Consider the following 313-nt stretch of genomic DNA (forward strand, 5'->3'; position numbering starts at 1 on the left):
TGCGATTATATTTTTCAGTGATTCCTGAATAAACGGACAACGGTGCAAGTCATTTTTACGAATCCTGAGCTAATATTGGTTGGCCCCTGTGCAACAATCCACCCGGATTCAAAGGGGCAATGGGATGGATACGTTACAAAACATGCGGGTATTCGTCCGCGTGGTCGATGCGGGAAGCTTTACCGCCGCCGCTCAGCAGATGCATTCGACGACCGCCTGTGCATCGCGCGCCGTGTCGGATCTCGAGGCGCACCTGCGCACGCGCCTTCTCAACCGGACGACTCGCCGGATCGCGCTGACGGAAGCGGGCGAG

At 56.5% G+C, this 313-nt stretch carries 1 protein-coding gene; it reads left to right on the forward strand.

The features are described 5' to 3' along the window. Positions 1-124: 124 nt before the first annotated feature. Positions 125-313: LysR family transcriptional regulator (locus tag SB771_RS33915; protein WP_410721904.1), on the forward strand; the 189-nt coding region annotated here is incomplete at its 3' end.

Origin of the sequence: Burkholderia sp. SIMBA_051 (genome assembly GCF_046534915.1) — a bacterium.
GTDB lineage: Bacteria > Pseudomonadota > Gammaproteobacteria > Burkholderiales > Burkholderiaceae > Burkholderia > Burkholderia ambifaria.